The 17,242-nt window shown below is 48.7% G+C and carries 15 protein-coding genes; 14 read left to right on the top strand and 1 reads right to left on the bottom strand.

Going from position 1 to position 17,242, the window contains the following annotated elements:
* Window positions 1-254: 254 nt before the first annotated feature.
* Window positions 255-872: a DedA family protein gene (locus tag FHS16_RS09835; protein WP_183561489.1), complete on the bottom strand. Its 618-nt coding sequence runs from the start codon at window positions 870-872 to the stop codon at window positions 255-257.
* A gap of 554 nt (window positions 873-1,426) precedes the next feature.
* Here FHS16_RS09835 and FHS16_RS09830 point away from each other — a divergent pair.
* From FHS16_RS09830 to uraD, 14 genes are all read left to right on the top strand, one after another.
* The gene (locus tag FHS16_RS09830; RefSeq protein ID WP_183561487.1) at window positions 1,427-2,833 is read left to right on the top strand and encodes an MDR family MFS transporter; all 1,407 of its coding nucleotides are present in this window, start codon (window positions 1,427-1,429) and stop codon (window positions 2,831-2,833) included.
* A gap of 17 nt (window positions 2,834-2,850) precedes the next feature.
* Window positions 2,851-3,822 carry a serine hydrolase domain-containing protein gene (locus FHS16_RS09825; RefSeq protein ID WP_183561485.1) on the top strand — a complete coding sequence of 324 codons (972 nt, stop codon included), beginning with the start codon at window positions 2,851-2,853 and terminating at the stop codon, window positions 3,820-3,822.
* A 470-nt stretch (window positions 3,823-4,292) separates the two neighbouring features.
* Window positions 4,293-5,618, top strand: a complete 1,326-nt coding sequence (locus FHS16_RS09820; RefSeq protein ID WP_183561483.1) for a 5'-deoxyadenosine deaminase — start codon at window positions 4,293-4,295, stop codon at window positions 5,616-5,618.
* 66 nt (window positions 5,619-5,684) lie between these two features.
* Window positions 5,685-6,710 carry an XdhC family protein gene (locus tag FHS16_RS09815; RefSeq protein WP_183561481.1) on the top strand — a complete coding sequence of 342 codons (1,026 nt, stop codon included), beginning with the start codon at window positions 5,685-5,687 and terminating at the stop codon, window positions 6,708-6,710.
* Window positions 6,655-7,317, top strand: a complete 663-nt coding sequence (locus FHS16_RS09810) for a nucleotidyltransferase family protein (protein WP_183561479.1) — start codon at window positions 6,655-6,657, stop codon at window positions 7,315-7,317. The genes FHS16_RS09815 and FHS16_RS09810 overlap by 56 nt, the downstream gene beginning before the upstream one ends.
* A gap of 299 nt (window positions 7,318-7,616) precedes the next feature.
* The gene (locus FHS16_RS09805) at window positions 7,617-8,774 is read left to right on the top strand and encodes a BMP family ABC transporter substrate-binding protein (RefSeq protein ID WP_183561477.1); all 1,158 of its coding nucleotides are present in this window, start codon (window positions 7,617-7,619) and stop codon (window positions 8,772-8,774) included.
* A gap of 113 nt (window positions 8,775-8,887) precedes the next feature.
* Window positions 8,888-10,423 carry an ABC transporter ATP-binding protein gene (locus FHS16_RS09800; protein ID WP_183561475.1) on the top strand — a complete coding sequence of 512 codons (1,536 nt, stop codon included), beginning with the start codon at window positions 8,888-8,890 and terminating at the stop codon, window positions 10,421-10,423.
* The gene (locus FHS16_RS09795; protein ID WP_183561473.1) at window positions 10,420-11,550 is read left to right on the top strand and encodes an ABC transporter permease; all 1,131 of its coding nucleotides are present in this window, start codon (window positions 10,420-10,422) and stop codon (window positions 11,548-11,550) included. The genes FHS16_RS09800 and FHS16_RS09795 overlap by 4 nt, the downstream gene beginning before the upstream one ends.
* Window positions 11,551-11,567: 17 nt before the next feature.
* Window positions 11,568-12,497: an ABC transporter permease gene (locus FHS16_RS09790; RefSeq protein ID WP_183561470.1), complete on the top strand. Its 930-nt coding sequence runs from the start codon at window positions 11,568-11,570 to the stop codon at window positions 12,495-12,497.
* 20 nt (window positions 12,498-12,517) lie between these two features.
* Complete coding sequence (locus tag FHS16_RS09785) at window positions 12,518-13,444, top strand: FAD binding domain-containing protein (protein WP_183561468.1); 927 nt, start codon at window positions 12,518-12,520, stop codon at window positions 13,442-13,444.
* Between the two features lie 23 nt (window positions 13,445-13,467).
* Window positions 13,468-15,765 carry a xanthine dehydrogenase subunit D gene (gene pucD, locus FHS16_RS09780; protein WP_183561466.1) on the top strand — a complete coding sequence of 766 codons (2,298 nt, stop codon included), beginning with the start codon at window positions 13,468-13,470 and terminating at the stop codon, window positions 15,763-15,765.
* Window positions 15,752-16,252 (top strand): (2Fe-2S)-binding protein, encoded by a 501-nt coding sequence (locus FHS16_RS09775; protein WP_183561464.1) that lies wholly within the window; start codon window positions 15,752-15,754, stop codon window positions 16,250-16,252. The genes pucD and FHS16_RS09775 overlap by 14 nt, the downstream gene beginning before the upstream one ends.
* Window positions 16,249-16,734: a nucleoside deaminase gene (locus tag FHS16_RS09770; protein WP_183561462.1), complete on the top strand. Its 486-nt coding sequence runs from the start codon at window positions 16,249-16,251 to the stop codon at window positions 16,732-16,734. Before FHS16_RS09775 ends, FHS16_RS09770 begins: the two co-directional genes overlap by 4 nt.
* A complete protein-coding gene (uraD, locus tag FHS16_RS09765) occupies window positions 16,731-17,231 on the top strand; it encodes a 2-oxo-4-hydroxy-4-carboxy-5-ureidoimidazoline decarboxylase (protein WP_183561460.1) in 501 nt (166 codons plus the stop codon). The genes FHS16_RS09770 and uraD overlap by 4 nt, the downstream gene beginning before the upstream one ends.
* Window positions 17,232-17,242: the final 11 nt, after the last annotated feature.

The following is a 17,242-nucleotide window of genomic DNA, read 5'->3' as shown; positions in this document are numbered from 1 at the left end:
TTTTTATAAGCTCGAGAATCTGCGGAACGGCAGCTTTTCTCTTGTTTGACTTTTCACTCTCAGAAAAGTCGGGGCCGATGCACACTGAGCGTAATTATACAACAAATTAAAAAAAGAAATGTAAAGCAAGTCCTTCAATTAAGCGCTTACATCATGTGATATCGATAAAATCCACGCAATTGCTCCATCTTCGATCATTAGTTGAATGCAAAAAAACCATCGCATGTGACCGATGGTTTTCCTTGGATCCGATCTTACATCGGACGCTCAACTTGATTTTTATGTTGTTTGCCCTTTACATACTTATAAACGATAAAACCGAGCAGGATGGCAGCAAGTCCGTAAATGACCCAAATCCCATACTTGTATATATGATCCGATAGATTTTGAACCTGATCGCCAACGAAAGATCCAATGATAAAATAAGCAAGCGTCCAAACAAAGGCGGAGGGATAAGCGAACAAAGCAAAACGTTTGTAAGGCATTCGGTTCATTCCCATCACATAAGGAGTAACATGCCTTAAGAAAGGGAGACAAAGACTTAGACTGATCGCATAGCCTCCGTAGCGCTCGCTTAGCTGCTCGGACTTCGTAACGAATTTGCCAATATTTTTTTTGCTGCTGAACCAGTTGGATAATTTGCTTCCAGCGAATCTTCCGATGCTGTATCCGAATGTCATGGCTGAGCAAATGCCTAGACATGTCATGATGAACGCAGGTACGGGCAGCAATACGCCTGATTCCGATAAAGCGCCGCCTGTCATGACAACGGCTTCGTTCGGTATAGGCAACCCGATGAGTCCGAGGCATAAGACAAGAAACAATGCGAAATATCCGACTTCTTCAATGATATTCAACAATATGTCATACATTTAGCAACATCCTAACCTACCAATAATTAGAATTTATATAGAATCACTCCAAATAGGTTATCATATCTGCACCCTATTTGGATACCATCTATACGCTTATCAAACCGAAAGGATTCAAATTTAACCATTTCGTAACTAATTGCATGAATGGAGGAGCTACAATAAGGGATAGGTTTGATCTGTATGAAGGGGCGGCTATTCTCATGTTTGATTTCCAACAAAAGGTTGAGGCATTACGGCGATACGAATCGCTTTGTTATACATTATGCCTTACATTGCTCATAGAAGAACAAGCAGCGTGCAAAGCTGCCGAAAAAACATTATGCAAGCTGTTTGAAGATCTAGAGTTTTGGCAAAAGCCGGAAACCGAACGATCCAGCTATTTACTGCGGCTATGTACCAGGGAATGCATTCACTGGAAGGGTCAAGTATTGTCGAAATCATCGTAGTCATAATAAAAACGTTGATATTTCAAGCTTGCAGCGATCATAATAGAAAAGATCCATTTTGCCATGGATTGTAATTCTAGATTATTTTCTCCGAAAGGATGAACCATGAACGCTTCGCAGACTCGCAAAAAAGTAACCGTTGCCTTATTCGTAGCTACATTTCTCGCAGCAATAGAAGGTACAATTGTAAGTACGGCCATGCCCAGCATTACGGGGGAATTGCAAGGTATCCGGCAATATAGCTGGATTATCTCCATTTATCTGCTCGCAACCGTCATTACGACGCCTGTGTACGGCAAGCTATCCGATTTGTATGGGCGCAAGAAAATGTTTGTGATCGGCGCCTTGATTTTTCTTGCGGGCTCCATGCTCTCCGGCGTAGCGCAAACGATGAATCAGCTGATCTGGTTCAGGGCTCTGCAGGGCTTAGGCGCAGGTGCGCTTACCACGATTCCTTATACCATTATCGCGGACATGTATTCCTTCGAGCAGCGAGCCAAGGTACAGGGCTGGATGTCGAGCATTTGGGGCATTGCTGGAATCTCCGGTCCGTTGTTCGGCGGATTACTGGTTGACTACATATCTTGGAGAGCCATTTTCTACATGAACCTTCCATTTGGCATAGTGGCGATTTATTTGCTGGCGAGCTCCTTGAAGGAAACGCTGGAGAAGCGAAAAAGACATATTGATTATCCTGGCATTATAACCTTTACGATCGCGATGTTCAGCCTGTTGTATGCGATGACTCTTATCCGTAATGAAGATGGAAGCGGTACCGGCAGCGCATGGCTTATCGGAGCGCTATTTGTTTTTTCTGTCTTATTTTTCGTGATATTTGCCCGTATAGAAATGAAATCCCCTGAACCGATTATTCCATTCCAGCTTTTTCGGAATCGAATGATAAGTATGGCTAATCTGGACAGTTTCTTGCTATGTGTCATTAACGTTGTCGTTATCTTTTATTTGCCCTTATGGATACAAGGGGTTTATGGGAAGCCTGCCACGTATTCCGGACTTGCGATGATTCCGCTCTCGGTTGCTTGGCCGCTTGGCTCCATTCTGGCAGGAAATTGGATTTCTAAAAAAGGCTTGCGCTTCATCGCGGTTGCCGGATCATGCTTCCTGTTCGCGAGCAGCATCGGTTTTTCTTTCATGAATGCGTCTACTTCGATTGCCTTATTTGTTGTTTATACCTTTCTGGCTGGCTTGTCGTTTGGTCTGTCGCTTACCTCTTTAACCGTAGCCGTATCTTCTTCAGTAGGCTGGGAGCTGCGCGGTTCTGCTGTGGCAAGCAACAATTTCATCCGAACGTTAGGCCAAACCATCGGCATTACCGTATTTGGCTTGCTGCTTCATACAGGGAGCGCTGAACAGATCGAAGCCTCCGTGCTTGCTGGAAGCTTGCATACGATTTTTGTTTGGGTAGCGGTATTGTCCGTATTCGTTGTGCTTGTGTCTATGAGTATGCCGGCGCTTAAGCAGGCTGAACATCAGCAAAGAAATGCTTCTTAGGAAAGGTCGATTAGGACATGCATGCGAATGAGCTGAAATTAGAACACCATTTTCTTGCCGAAAGAAAAATCAAATCGGTCATTGTGCGGCAAGGGACGAGGAGCATATTGGAATGGCATGCGAGCGGCAAGGACATAATCGGACCGCTTTACTCCTGTACGAAGAGTGTCCTGTCCCTGCTGATCGGAATGGCCATTGATCAAGGATTGCTGAAAAACGTGGATCAGCCGATTACGGACTTTTTAGACCATCCCGCTGAAATCAAAGAAGCTCTCAGCCGCATAACGATTAAGCATCTGCTTACAATGACGTCGGGTTTTGATTGGCCTGATTTCGATAAGCCTTACAAAGCCTTCAGAGCTTCGGAAGACCCTGTACAGTACGTATTTAAGCAGCCGTTAATTTCTGACCCAGGCACGGCGTTTGCCTATAACTCCGGCGGTTCTCATTTGCTGTCCGCTATTCTCACGAAAGCGGCAGGAATCTCGGCGCTTTCATTTGCCAAGGAGCATTTATTCGAGCCACTCGGCTTTCAAGGTGCCCGTTGGATGGAACGAGGGGGAGTAAATGAGGGCGGCACAGGTCTTTTCTTATATAGCAGAGACTTAGCCAACATAGGCAGTTTGCTTGTTCAGAATGGATGTTATGGCGGGAAATCTTTCGTTTCATCCGAATGGATTACCGAATCAACACAGCTTCATCATCGCGGATTATTGCATTATGAGCCGCCGATTTATGGCGGCTATGGTTACCACTGGTGGCATTCGCCCGAGGAACACAACTCGCAGTGCGATTGTTACTTTGCTTTCGGTCATGGAGGCCAATATTTGCTTATAGCACCTGAGTATGAGCTGACCGTCGTTGTCCGGAAGCAGATCACGAAGCGAAATGAAGCGGAGTGGTCTAGAAAACTCATTTTTGAACAGATTATTCCTGTATGGTCAGGGAAAAAGAGAAACCGAGAGCATTCGGAGTTATTGAAGGATTAACAACAGTGAACGTTAATGGATTTAGGGATAGGATGCCAATCAAGCGGAATCATTCGGCTTGATTGGTTTTTTTGACGTATAGGAAAGTATATGGGTTTGCTCCTACTTTCTCTATACGCTCCGCTGAAACGATGGCGTCTATTGTAAGGACGCCGTCAGGCGTTTCTACTTATCTATTTTAAATGTTAATTATATGTCAGGTGTGATCCAATGCAAGTCATTCTGCATATAAATATTTCGTAAGAAGTCTTGCGTAACCTACAAATGTGTTTTATCATGTTATATAAACTTACACAACGAAAGCAAGAAAGGCGTTTTCCTTCCCTTATGGTTACATGCAATTCTCTAAAGATTATTTTCAGAAAATTCTGACATAATGAATTGCATTTGAATTGAAGAATAAGCCTGCAATACCGTTGGCCTGAATAAGCTAATAAGTAGCAGTTATACGCGCTTTAGGGGGATTGAACATGACAACCATACTTATTCAGAACGCCGTCGTTATGACCATGAATGAACAAAACGATATCTTTACAGGTGATGTATTAATAGTAGGCAATCGGATAACAGAGATCGGTGTTGGACTGCAGGGAATTCGAGCGGATCGTATCATAAATGCGGAAGGTAAAGTTTTGCTGCCCGGATTCGTACAAACGCATATCCATTTATGCCAAACGCTTTTTCGAGGGAGAGCTGACGACTTATCGCTAATAGATTGGCTAAAGGAAAAAATATGGCCGCTTGAGGCAGCGCATAGCGAGGATTCCGTCTATTACTCCGCGTTGCTTGGTATTGGGGAGCTCATACGCAGCGGAACGACGACCATCCTCGATATGGAAACCGTTCATTATACGGAATCGGCGTTTCAAGCGATTAAGGAAAGCGGAATAAGAGCGATCTCGGGCAAGGTCATGATGGATCACGGGACGGAGGTTCCGCTTGCCTTGCAAGAGAAGACGGAGAAATCGCTGCAGGACAGCGTCGATCTGCTGGAGAAATGGCATGGTGCGGAAAATGGCAGAATTCAATATGCCTTTTGCCCACGCTTCGTCGTTTCCTGCACGGAGGAGCTGCTCATTGGCGTGCGTGATCTCTCGGCGGCTTACGGTGTAATGGTTCATACCCATGCATCGGAGAATGTAGGCGAAATCGCGATGGTTGAAGCGGAAAGGGGGATGCGAAACGTCGTATATTTGGACCACATCGGTCTGGCAAAGCCTAACTTAATCTTGGCACACAGTATATGGCTGGATGACGAAGAAAAAACAATCATCCGTGACCGGGGGGTGAAGGTTACCCATTGTCCAGGATCGAATATGAAGCTGGCATCCGGAGTTGCCGAAATTCCATTGCTGCTGGAGCAAGGGATTGATGTAGGGATTGGTGCTGATGGAGCTCCATGCAACAATAATTTGGATATGTTTCAGGAAATGCGGTTAACGGCTTATATGCAGAAGGTAAAGCATGGGCCAACCGTCATGAATGCGAAAACGGTGCTTCGGATGGCGACGATAGGCGGTGCCAAGGTGCTTGGCTTGGACAAAAGCATCGGGAGTATTGAAGTAGGGAAGCTTGCAGATTTGCAGCTGCTGGACCTGGAGGACTTTCACGTATATCCATCCTTTGACGCGGATTGGTATTCAAGAGTCGTATATGCCGCGACAAGGGGGGACGTCGATACGGTATTGATCGATGGACGGATCGTAATGGAAAACAAGCTTGTAAGGTCGGTAGACAAAAAGATCGTTTTGAAGGAAGCGGATCAAGCGCTCCGCAGGCTGATTCAACGTTTGTAAAGCTGTAGCATGCACCAGTTGCTAAGCTGTGAGAAGAAAAGAGCTGCTCCATAAGGGGGAAGGATTATGGATATGCACGAAATATTGGAGGCTCTGCATCTGCAAGATGAGAGTCAGTGCGTGCTGGCTACGATCCTCTGTGTAGAGGGTCATTCATATCGGAAGGCAGGTGCTTCGATGCTGTTCAAACCGAATGGTAAGCAAATTGGAGCGGTTAGCCCGGGCTGTCTGGAGCATGATTTACAGGAAATCGCGGATGTTGTGCGTACTTCGGGCCAGTTCTCCCTTATTAGCTACAATATGAATGCTGACGAGGACGCCATTTGGGGAGATGCTATAGGCTGCGGCGGCGAGATTCGATTGCTGCTTGAGCCGGTTCATGGGCAGCTGCTGAAGCTGCTGCTGGTAGCAAGAGAAAAGTTGGAAGCAGGCATAACTGTAAGGCTGATGCGAAGCTGGGATGACGCTGGAATCGATTACGTGCTGCATGATCTTGCGAATGTCGAGACAGATGCTGTTTACTGGGAAGAGGTAGACGAGCGCTATCATTTGTTCGTTGACATCACACCTAGGCAAAGGCTCGTCATATTCGGAGTGGGTAAGGATGCGGAAGCGATTTACGCGCTGGTCAAGCAAATTGGATTCCAGGTCATTGTAGTCGATTGGAGACCGGCGTTATGCACGCAGGAACGGTTTCCTGAAGCGGCAATTATTACAGGATCGCCTGAGGCAATCGCTGAGCAGCTGCAATTCCGATCAAGTGATTATTTGATCGTTTGCAGCCATCATTTGCAGCGGGATAGAGAGATGATTCGCGTAGCGCTTCCTCTGCAGCTTGTTTATATCGGTATTCTAGGCTCGAAAAAGAGAATTCGAATGTTATTTGAAACATTTTTAATCCCGTCGAATGTGAGAGCTCCAATCGGTCTTGCGATAGGGGCGGATGGGCCTTATGAGATTGCTGTGAGTGTAGCTGCGGAGCTTATCGCCATACGTGCAGGTCGCAAGGAGAGACTGCGGAAGGAGCGGAGGCAGGATGAATATTACAGCCCTCTATTTGGCAGCAGGACAGAGCAGGCGAATGGGCATTAGAAAACAAACGCTCGAGCTCGCGAAGAACAAACCGCTCGCAAGCTTGGGACTGCGTGCCCTATTAACCAGTCCAATTGACGGTATCACTGTAGTTGTGAGCCCAGATGATCAAGCCAAGTGGATTGCGGCAGAGTATAACTTGGCAAAGTCAGCTGGCCTGGCGGCGAGTAAAAAGGTGTCAGTGGTGACATGCGCGGAAGCAGAATGCGGCATGTCATTTTCCATACGCGCCGGTCTTCAAAATATGATGGATCAAAATCCTTCGCTTGATGGTGTACTAGTTGCATTAGCAGATCAGCCTTTCGTTACACCCGATATGTTCGCGGAGCTAGTCCATTTTTGGGGAGCGCAGCCTGTTTTGGATTTTGTCGCGACAGCCAGCCAGGACTTTTCACAGAAATCAATCGTGTTAACCCCTCCTGCTTTATTATCTAAGACTATGTTCCCTGCAATGCTAGCGTTAGACGGAGACACCGGAGCGCGTAAATTGTTCCATTCCCCTACATTCAAAGGATTTGGCTTAGTTGCTGCAGATGAGCAGGCGTTGTTTGACGTGGACACGCCTGCTGATTTTGATATGGCCAAAAAGCGATTTTCGGGCAAGTAAGAGGGTGCTAGAATGTTATCGTGTGAATATATATAACATAATTGACAATGCGTTTGTGCACAAAACACAAATTTCGCATTGAATGGATATCTTCAAACTATTAATGTTATATATATTGACATATAGATTACATGATCATATATTGGGATTACGTTATCGGTTGAAAACAAGACGGGCGAAGCAGCCTTCGGCTGCAAGCGAAGGCTTGCATAGCGGATAGCGCAATGAGAGAAGGGAGCGTCAATGCTAGACTTGTATGCTGACAGTTCTTACAAAACAGAGAGTCGGGGTGGAATGGGATGAAGCATCGTAAAAAAGCAGTTGCCGCAAGTGCAGCCTTTTTATTAGCTCTCGTATTCGTAATAAGCGGCTGTTCCAGTAGTAAAACGAACCATGTAAGCAACAATTCTACAAAAACGCCTGCTGAGACTGCCGCCGGAAACGCAGCCGCGGAGACGACGGCAAAGCTGCCACGTGTTGCATTTGTTTACATCGGGCCGCCAGGCGATGGAGGATGGACCTTCGAGCACGACAAGGGCAGGCTGTTCATGGAAGAAAAGCTGGGCATCAAGGCTGATACGGTAGAAAACGTGCCTGAGAGCGCAGATGCAGAACGCATCATTACGGAGCTAGCCCAGAATCACGACATCATTTTCACGACTAGCTTTGGGTACATGGATTACACCCTCAACGTTGCCAAGAAATTTCCTGACGTGAAATTCCTTCATACGGCAGGTTATAAAACGAATGATAACATGGGTACCTTCTTCGGTAAAAATTACGATGCCAGTTACTTAAGCGGAATTGCAGCCGGCAAAATGACGAAGAAAAATGTCATCGGCTATGTAGGAGCTTTCCCGATACCGGAAGTGATTTATAACATAAATGCATTTATGCTGGGTGTCCAAAGTGTAAATCCAGAAGCAAAGGTTAGCGTAGTATGGACGAATACTTGGTATGATCCGACGACGGAAAGGCAGGCTGCAGTAAGTCTGCTGGACAAAGGGGCAGACGTGCTGCTCGCCTATCAGGATTCGCCGGCAACGCTTCAAGCCGCTGCAGAGCGTGGCGCAATGGCCGGAGGCAATGATTCGGATATGACAAGATTCGCTCCGGAAGCCTACTTAACGAATCCGATTTGGAACTGGGGCCCTTATTATACGAAGACCGTACAGTCGGTTATAGACGGGACATGGAAAAGTGAGCAGTATTCTGGTTCATTAGCCGATGGCATGGTAGATATCGCACCACTCGGTCCAAACGTGCCGGAAGAAGTCAGGACGCTCGTTAACGATACGAAAACAAAGCTAATAAACGGTGAAATCAGCGTGTTTACCGGACCGATCAAGGATGCCGCTGGCGCAGTAAAGGTGGAAGCAGGAAAAACCTTGACGCTGGAAGAGATATTAGTCATGGACTGGTTCGTTAGCGGAGTTGATGGGACAATACCGAAATAATCGCTGCTCTCTCATAGGATAAAATCGACAAATCCCTGAATGAAGGGATTTGTTGATTTATCCGAAGCTTTTTGGTAAATGCGATGATGGATGCTTGGGAAAGGATGGATGGCATGCATAACCAATATTCGGTAGAGATGCGTCAAATCGTTAAACAATTCGGTTCTGTCATGGCTAATGATCTCGTTGATTTCCGGGCAAAAGCAGGCCAGATCCACGCGCTGCTTGGCGAGAATGGGGCAGGGAAAAGCACGATGATGTGCATGCTGTCCGGCGTGTACAAACCAACAAGCGGCGATATTCTTTTACATGGTGAAATGACTAAGATTAAATCGCCAAAGGATGCAATAAGGCATGGAGTCGGAATGGTTTTTCAGAATTTCAGGCTCGTTCAGACGCTGACAGCTGCGGAGAACATCGTGCTTGGCGATAAATCATCGTTCTGGCGAGGCGGCAGATGGCTGAAAAATAAACAGGAAGAAATCGAAGCTATCGCTCAGCAATTTGGATTAACCTTTCCCGTAAATCGGCCGATCTGGCAGCTGTCCGTCGGGGAGCAGCAGCGCGTGGAGATTGTAAAGACACTATATCGCGGAGCAAGTCTCATCATTCTAGATGAACCAACCTCCGTGCTTACTCCAGGTGAAGCTGAGCAGCTGTTCACGACGCTGCAGCATATGAAGAATGAAGGGAAAACCGTAATCTTGACCACGCACAAGCTCAAGGAGGTGATGGCCTCCTCGGATCATATCTCGGTTATGCGCAAAGGAAAGCTCATTCACAGCATGGAAAAGTCAGCTACGAATGAGCGTGAGCTTGCACAGCTGATGGTCGGAAAAGAGCTTGGAGAAAGCATGCCGCTTCTTGCAAGGACATCAGGCAAACGATTGCTCGACGTGAGTGAAGTTGACGTCTATGCGGAGCAGGGAAGGAAATCACTTGACCGTCTCTCTTTTCATGTCGATGAAGGCGAGATCGTTGGGATAGCCGGGGTGGCAGGCAACGGACAAAAGGAGCTTGCCGAAATGCTTACAGGGCTGAAGACGTGGAAGAATGGGGCCATTGCTTTTAACGGAGAACCGTTAACAAACGGCTCGGTTCGGTCGGCGATCGAGGCAGGAATTGCCCATGTCCCTGAAAATCGCATGAAAAGCGGTCTTGCCGGCACTTTGGGTATTGTTGATAATTTGCTGTTCAAATCCTACCGCAATGTGGAGCGCTCGCGATTCGGCATGCTGAGAATAAGCAAAAATCGGGCTTGGTCAGCAAGCTTGGTGCAGCAATTCGACATCAAGACACCGAATCTGGATACGCCGGTTCAGCAATTATCCGGGGGAAATCAGCAGAAGCTCCTTTTTGCCAGAGAGATTCACCAGCAGCCTCTGTTAATGGTGGCCGTGCATCCGACGCAGGGCCTCGATGTTGGCGCTACGGAAGGCGTTCATCAGCTGCTAAGTGAAATGCGGGAAAACGGCAAAAGCGTATTGCTCATTTCGGAGGATCTGGATGAGGTGATCAAGCTATCCGATCGAATTATTGTCATCTTTAACGGGCAAATGGTTGGCGAGGTTGCGAGAGAACAAGCTGATCGAGAGAAGATAGGGATGTATATGGCAGGTCTCCAGAACGCGGAGGGGGCAGCCGGATGAATGAAAACAAGCCAGCGCTTCATTCGGAGGGAGCGATATCAGCCGAATCCGCGCTTAAGCAGGACAAAGGGAAATGGCGTTCCTATCGTATCGAAATAGACAGTGCCAAAAAAGAGAATACATGGTGGCTTCCGTTTATATCCGTAGTTCTCGCCCTCTTGGTTTGCGGAATATTCATCGCGGCAAACGGCATGAATCCCTTCCCGGTATACAAGAAGATGTTTATGGGCGCTTTCGGTACGGCCTATGGCTTGACAGAAACACTCGTGAAAACCATCCCGCTGCTGCTTTGCGGACTAGGCGTAGCCATAGCCTATCGTATATCGGTATGGAATATCGGTGCGGAAGGGCAATTCGCTGCAGGAGCAATGGCTGCCACCGCGGTTACGATTTATTTGCCGGATATGCCGAGTCTGCTCGTAATTCCCACAATGATTGTGTTCAGTATCGCAGCTGGCGGCATTTGGGGCCTTCTGACAGCTATCCCTAGAACCTATTTTCAAGTCAATGAGCTGGTCACCTCGTTAATGCTGAACTACGTTGCGCTTCTGGCGATGGATTATTTCGTGTTTGGCCCGTGGAAGGATCCAGACGGCATGAATTTCCCAGGTACCAAAGTGTTCTCGGCGGCGCAGTCGCTTCCCGTGTTCAACGATACGCGACTTCATCTCGGGCTGCTGTTCGGCGTCATTGCGATTGCGTTATACGGTTTTTTTATGAAATACACGCGTACGGGCTACGAGCTTCGCCTAATTGGAGCAAATCCCGAAGCAGCTAGGAATGCGGGCATTCGCATCAGCAGGCATATCCTTCTGGTCATGCTGATTAGCGGCGGTTTGGCGGGACTTGCAGGCATGGCAGAGGTTTCAGGAGTGACTCACCGGCTCATGTATGGCATTTCACCAGGATATGGCTATACAGCAATTATCGTTGCGTGGCTTGCGAAATTACATCCTGCTGGACTAGTCGTTTCGTCTTTTTTATTTGGTGGGCTTATCGTAGGCGGGTTCAGCGTACAGACGATCGGTTTGCCATCTTCTATCTCTGAAATGCTTCAAGGAGCTATTTTGTTTTTCCTCATTGCAGGCGGCACGTTGAGCAAATTTCGGATTCGTCAAACGGGATGAAAAGGAGCTTCTGAGCGATGGAAATCGTCTATCAAATGCTGCTTGCAGCTATTTCCTCTGGTACGCCGTTGTTGTTCGCTGCGCTTGGCGGCATTCTCATCGAACGGTCCGGCATCATCCAGCTGGGCGCTGAAGGCTTGATGCTTATGGGTGCCGTGACAGCATGCCTTACTTTTATTCATACGGGAAGCTTAACGGTTACTTTACTGGCCGTGTGCGGAATAAGCATAGTATTAGGCATGATTCACGCCTTTCTGAGCGTATCGCTTCGGGCTAACCAAATCGTATGCGGCTTGGCGATGACCTTGTTCGGGGCGGGGCTTAGCGCGTATCTCGGGAAGCCCGTAAGTGGACTGCCCGTTCCAAGAGCCGTACCGAAGCTGGATATGCCATGGCTTGAAGCTGTTCCTTTCATTGGCCGAATATTTGCCCATCTTGATTATTTGACTTGGTTTAGCTTTGTGCTTGTCATCGCGCTGCATATGTTCATCCACAAAACGTCATGGGGCCTGCATCTGCGGGCAATGGGCGACAACCCAGCTACAGCAGATGTAATGGGCATTCCGGTGCATGCACTGAGGTACGGTTATATTATCGCTGGCTCCATATTAATCGGGATTGCAGGCGCGGATTTATTGCTCGTGTACTCGCCAACCTGGACGGAAGGCATGACGACGGGAAGAGGATGGATTGCAGTTGCTCTGATTATCTTCGCGAGATGGAATCCGGTTCGCGCTCTCATTTGCGCATATTTTTTCGGTGCCTTAGACATGCTCGGTTTCCGAATCCAGCTGATCGGAAGCGAGATACCGTCCTATTTCTTAAAAATGATTCCGTATATCGTCACTATACTCGTTCTGATGTTTCTCGGTTGGCGGAATCGCAACAAGCCTTCCGGATCGCCTGAAGCGCTTGGCGTGCCTTATATTCGGGAGCAGAGGTTCTAATCAAGGCAAGGAGGAGAACGATGGGAATGAATGCACAGGGGAGCATGGCGTTTCCTCAAGTATGGCATCCGCAAACGGCAGCAGAGGCTTGGCATTTGAAACAAAGCTTCGGGACGGACAGCGTTTATGTATCCGGAGGTACTTTGCTGCGGACGCAATGGGAATCCGGCGTCGCTGCGATTCCGAAGCATTTGATCGATCTAAGTGCGATCCGCGGTTTGGGTGAAATAAGAATCGGTGAAACGGGACTTGTGATTGGAGGTCAAGTCAGCTTGGAAGCATGCCGCACTCATCCGATCATTCAGCGTCATTTCCCAATTGTTACTGAAGCTTTGCGGCAAACAGCGGCACCTTCCATTCGGCGGTTGGGGACGATTGGAGGCAATATTGCCTCCAATATTGGCGATTCCCTTCCTGCTTTGCTTGGTTACAATGCCCATGTGGTTTGGTATAACGGCATGGAGGATCTACAAATCACCTTGTCGGAGTGGCTCAAAATCGCCGGCATGCTTCATACGGAGCGGCTTCTTCTCCAGATTCAACTGCCTTTCCAAGCGGATGAAACACTTGAAGGCCATGAGGTCGAACATTTGCGTTCGGTTATTTCGAAAACAAAGCGTTTTAGCGCTTACCATAAAGTCGGGCGTCGCGAAGCTTTTACGCCGTCGGTTGTAACAGCTTCCGTATCCGGTTCCTTGTCGGAGAAGAAGGAAGTAAATGAAATCCGAATAGCGCTCGGTGGCGGTCAGATGATCGCGCAAAGACTCGAAGAGCTCGAACGGGAGTTGCTAGGAAAGGTAATCGATGTTCAACTTTTACGCCATGTGTACAATCGCATTATGCAGCTTTATAAACCGCGCGAGGATTTATTCGCATCTGTTTCTTATCGCAAAACTACAGCGGCCCATTTAATTGCATCTGAACTGTGGAAAGCAGCGCATCAATAGACAGGACGAGAGGAGGGGCCCATATGCTCTTAAACCGTGAAAACAGCGGATCGCGTTGGCGGATTCGGCCAGATGGAGCAGGAAAGGTGACAGGCGGCTTAGTATATCTCACGGATATGACCGCGCAGCCGATGCTTTACGGGCTCGTGCTTCGCAGTGAGCATCCGCATGCCCGCATCATTTCGATCCAAACGGAGAGAGCAAAGCAGCACAAAGGCGTTCATGCCGTGCTCACGCACCGGGACATTCCTGGGCTGAATGCCTTCGGGATTGCCCATCCGGATCAGCCTGTTCTATGCGCGGACACCGTGCTTTATGTCGGTGATGCGCTTGTTGCGGTAGCGGCCGAATCAATGGAGCTTGCTCAGGAAGCGCTTGAGCTCGTTGAAATTGAATATGAGGTTCTTGAAATACTGGAAGATCCCGAGAAAGCGCTGCTCGCGGATGCGCCGCAGCTTCACAAAGGCGGCAATGCCATGCACCGCACTGCTTTCGCGAGAGGCGATGTCGATGAAGCGTTTAAGCAATGCGCTATTGTTGTGGAAGAAACTTATTATACGCCACGCCAAATGCATACCTACATGGAAACGGAAGGAGGCTTATTCGTTCCTGGCGAGGATGGGCGCCTGACCGTTTATTCGCCCACACAGCATGGCTTTATGGACCGAATGCAGCTAGCCCGTATTCTCGCGGTATCGCTGGAACAAATACGGATTGTTTCAAGCCCGATAGGCGGCTCCTTCGGCGGCAAGGATGAGTTGAACGTCCAGCCATATGGCGCATTGCTAGCCATCCAGACAGGCAGGGCCATTAAAATGCACAATTCCCGGCAAGAATCGGTTCGGGCGGGATTAAAGCGGCACCCCATGAGAATGGCAATGAAAACGGGAGTAGATGCTGCGGGCAGATTGCTTGCGCACCAAGTCGATATTTTATCGGATACGGGGCCTTATTCTACGCTAGGGGCTGAGGTGCTTAATTTCGCGACCGAGCATGTGATTGGTCCTTATAAATATGAGAATCTGAATGTGAAGGGGATATCGGTTTTCACGAATAACGGAATGTCGGGCGAATTTCGCGGCTTTGGCGGCAACCAAGCGATATTTGCACTCGAAGGGCAGATGGATCGCTTGGCAGAACGGCTCGGTATGTCGCCTTGGCAATTCCGAAAGCTGAACATGCGGCAAAAAGAAGATTTGGGACCCTTCGATCAGCCGATTGCGATGACCGAAGGCGCCGAACGGGTGTGGACAGCCGTGGAGAAGAGCCGGCTATGGCAGGAAAAGACTCTTTTGGAGCAAAGCGCGATTGCAGTCAGCACAGATCCATGGCTCAAAATAGGCATCGGTGCCGCCTTCACGATGCATGGAGCAGGTCTCGGAGTAGGCATTCCAGATCCTGCGGGAGGCCGGCTGCAGCTAGCAGCGGATGGGAAGATCGAAGCGGTGTTCGGTTATGAGGAATTCGGTCAAGGGCTGCTTGCCTCACTCGAACAGATGCTTATCGAGCAATTCGGTTTCGGTGCAGCAGATATCAGAATGATTATCGGAGATACGGATATCGTGCCCGATAGCGGATCGACGACGGCCTCGCGTGCAACCGCCATGATGTGGAAATCACTGCAACGGTTGAAAAAACCTTTTACAGATCAGTTATTAAAGGAAGCGGGAGCTATAATGGGGTGCCAGGCAGAGGAGCTGCAGCTAAGAGAAGGCGGAATAGGCAAGCAAACGAATGATCAAGTGCTGTTATCTTATGCAGACCTCGCCAGCAAGGCGATATTTCCAATAAGCAGCGAAACCTCCTTTTCATTTCCGACCTCGCCTACGGAACGGGTTGGAGCGCATTTCATGTATACCTATTCGGCTGTAGTGGTGAAGGTAGAGCTAAACACGTTAACGGGCAGGGTCAAGGTGCTTCAGCAGTACCATGCGGTTGCGGCTGGGCCGGTTATTAATCCGCAAGGCTACCTAGGCCAAATCGAGGGAGGCAGCAGCATGGCGCTCGGTTTTACGCTGCTGGAGGATGCCGTCATGGACAAAGGACATTATATGACGCGTAATTTGGATACGTATCTGATTCCGACGATTGCAGACCAGCTTGGTCTGGTAGAGGTTGAGCCGATCGAGCATCTGCCGGAGCAGGATGAATACGGTCCAAGGGGCATTGGAGAAGTGGGCTCGGTTACGCTAGCACCTGCCATCGCGGCTGCCGTTCGGCAAGCGAGCGGCAAATGGGTGACAAAGCTGCCGATCGAGCCTGAATTTTTGCAGGAAACGCCATTTTTTCTAACGGGGGCGAGCGGCAATGACCGAACATAGCAAACAAGCGGAATCGACGTTCGCGCTACGATGTGTCATCAACGGGGAAGCACAAACGATAGAAACGACCGCATCCGCGAGATTGCTAACCCTTATCAGAGACGAACTCGAATTAACGGGAACAAAGCGTTCCTGCGATATTGGGCGCTGTGGTGCCTGCATGGTATTAATGGAGGGTGAAGCCGTTAACTCCTGCTTGGCGATGGCTTATCAATGCGCAGGCAAAAGCATAACGACAATTGAGGGCATTAGCAAAGGCGGGTTTGATCCCATTCAGCAGGCGTTTCTAGAAGAAGGCGGGTTCCAATGCGGGTATTGCACGCCAGGGATGATCGTTTCGGTCAAAGGTTTGTTAGATAGCAACCCAAGCCCCTCGGAGGATGAAATTGCAGAAGCGTTGTCCGGAAATATATGCCGGTGCACGGGATATGGCGGCATTCGGCGCGCGGTTACAAGAGCCATTGAAGGGAGGATGCTGGCCAAATGAAAATCAAACGTTCGCACATCGAGTATTTAATAGAAAGCATTGCAGTCTCCAAGCAGGCAAGGAAAGCGGGAAATACCCCTTTTGGTGCCATTCTCGTTGACGCAGCTGGCGATATCGTACTGTCTCAGGGGAATGTGGAATTGACAGAATCGAATTGTACAGGTCATGCGGAGCGAACGTTGATGGAGCAGGCGTCCAAACGGTATAGCCGGGAAGAGCTCTGGCACTTTACTCTCTACACGTCGGCTGAGCCTTGCGCGATGTGTGCTGGCGCCATTTACTGGGGCAATGTGGGAACAGTCGTATATGGCATTTCTGAAAAACGGCTTGCCGAGCTCACGGGAGATGACGAGCAGAATCCGACGCTGGATTTGCCCTGCCGCATCGTATTTGCTCAGGGAAGGAAGCCGATTCAGGTGATCGGTCCCATTCCTGAGGTTGAGGAAGCAGCGGTTGCCGTACACGAGGGGTACTGGACATGAGCATCACGTTGGAGGAGCTTAATGCTAGCAGCCGTGAGCAGTTCATCGAGAAGCTAGGCGCTGTATTCGAGCATTCGCCTTGGATTGCAGCTTCAGCTTTCGGTGCAAAGCCTTTCGCTTCAATAGAAGCGCTGCATGCCGTAATGATAAATGTCGTACGTGAATCAAGAATGGAGACGATCATCGATTTGTTCCGGGCGCATCCCGATCTTGGAACGAGGCTGGCGGTCGCGGAATACTCGGCCAAAGAACAGCAAGGTGCTGGACTTAACCAGCTCTCGCACGAAGAATACGAGCAGTTCTCCGGGTTAAACCAAATCTACGTGAAAACGTTTGGTTTTCCGTTCATTCTGGCGGTGAAAGGAAAAAACAAAGAACAGATTCTAGCGGCGATGGAATCGCGGATATGGCATACAAGCAGTGAAGAAATAGAGCAGGCATTGCTTGAAATTGAAAAGATATCCGGATTTCGGTTAAGAGATCTCATCATCGAGTAGAGAAGGGACGG

This window comes from Paenibacillus endophyticus (assembly GCF_014192395.1).
Classification (GTDB): Bacteria; Bacillota; Bacilli; order Paenibacillales; family Paenibacillaceae; genus Pristimantibacillus; species Pristimantibacillus endophyticus.
This window is presented reverse-complemented; position numbering and strand designations above follow the sequence as displayed.

Excerpts from the sequence above, each read along its gene's own strand:
- FHS16_RS09835 (WP_183561489.1), bottom strand. The coding sequence starts at position 872 with ATGTATGACATATTGTTGAATATCATTGAAGAAGTCGGATATTTCGCA.
- FHS16_RS09830 (WP_183561487.1), top strand. The coding sequence starts at position 1,427 with ATGAACGCTTCGCAGACTCGCAAAAAAGTAACCGTTGCCTTATTCGTA.
- FHS16_RS09825 (WP_183561485.1), top strand. The coding sequence starts at position 2,851 with ATGCATGCGAATGAGCTGAAATTAGAACACCATTTTCTTGCCGAAAGA.
- FHS16_RS09820 (WP_183561483.1), top strand. The coding sequence starts at position 4,293 with ATGACAACCATACTTATTCAGAACGCCGTCGTTATGACCATGAATGAA.
- FHS16_RS09815 (WP_183561481.1), top strand. The coding sequence starts at position 5,685 with ATGGATATGCACGAAATATTGGAGGCTCTGCATCTGCAAGATGAGAGT.
- FHS16_RS09810 (WP_183561479.1), top strand. The coding sequence starts at position 6,655 with ATGAATATTACAGCCCTCTATTTGGCAGCAGGACAGAGCAGGCGAATG.
- FHS16_RS09805 (WP_183561477.1), top strand. The coding sequence starts at position 7,617 with ATGAAGCATCGTAAAAAAGCAGTTGCCGCAAGTGCAGCCTTTTTATTA.
- FHS16_RS09800 (WP_183561475.1), top strand. The coding sequence starts at position 8,888 with ATGCATAACCAATATTCGGTAGAGATGCGTCAAATCGTTAAACAATTC.
- FHS16_RS09795 (WP_183561473.1), top strand. The coding sequence starts at position 10,420 with ATGAATGAAAACAAGCCAGCGCTTCATTCGGAGGGAGCGATATCAGCC.
- FHS16_RS09790 (WP_183561470.1), top strand. The coding sequence starts at position 11,568 with ATGGAAATCGTCTATCAAATGCTGCTTGCAGCTATTTCCTCTGGTACG.
- FHS16_RS09785 (WP_183561468.1), top strand. The coding sequence starts at position 12,518 with ATGGGAATGAATGCACAGGGGAGCATGGCGTTTCCTCAAGTATGGCAT.
- pucD (WP_183561466.1), top strand. The coding sequence starts at position 13,468 with ATGCTCTTAAACCGTGAAAACAGCGGATCGCGTTGGCGGATTCGGCCA.
- FHS16_RS09775 (WP_183561464.1), top strand. The coding sequence starts at position 15,752 with ATGACCGAACATAGCAAACAAGCGGAATCGACGTTCGCGCTACGATGT.
- FHS16_RS09770 (WP_183561462.1), top strand. The coding sequence starts at position 16,249 with ATGAAAATCAAACGTTCGCACATCGAGTATTTAATAGAAAGCATTGCA.
- uraD (WP_183561460.1), top strand. The coding sequence starts at position 16,731 with ATGAGCATCACGTTGGAGGAGCTTAATGCTAGCAGCCGTGAGCAGTTC.